We start from the raw sequence: 380 nt of genomic DNA on the forward strand, positions 1-380 counted from the left end.
CGGCTAAAATAGATCGTCAGGTTGGCACCGATAAAGAAATCTTCGCGATCGCGCCACAGCCACTCCAAACAGGTGACAAGCAGCAACAATTGCATATAATGCAGGGAACTTTCCATTTCAGGTTCGTCGCTGTCGAGTTGGGTGGCATCGGGCATCAATGCCTCAAGTTGTTGGCTGGTCAGCACCATAACGCCTCACCTCTGTTAAGCAGAGTATTGGGAAATAATTGTATTATATTACCAAATGAAGCCAGCCGAGTCTCGGGATGCGAATCGGATGAGATCAGTCCAATTGCTCGAATTTGCGATCGCGCAGCAGGCGGGATTGCTGATGCGCCCAGCTATAGAAATCCTGTTCGTAAAGGGTGTTGCTCATGGGGT

The 380-nt window shown here is 49.5% G+C and carries 1 protein-coding gene and 1 pseudogene; both read right to left on the reverse strand.

The genetic code is table 11. From position 1 onward, the window contains the following. Window positions 1–188 (reverse strand): annotated as a pseudogene (locus tag AC0QHF_RS28365) (Uma2 family endonuclease); the annotation flags it as partial. Between the two features lie 94 nt (window positions 189–282). Continuing rightward, complete coding sequence (locus AC0QHF_RS28370) at window positions 283–375, reverse strand: DUF29 family protein (RefSeq protein ID WP_324707640.1); 93 nt, start codon at window positions 373–375, stop codon at window positions 283–285. Window positions 376–380: the final 5 nt, after the last annotated feature.

The sequence above is a fragment of the Lyngbya sp. CCY1209 genome (genome assembly GCF_055795065.1).

Bases quoted from the DNA above. Each gene is read 5' to 3' on its own strand.
- AC0QHF_RS28370 (WP_324707640.1), bottom strand. From the start codon at position 375: ATGAGCAACACCCTTTACGAACAGGATTTCTATAGCTGGGCGCATCAG.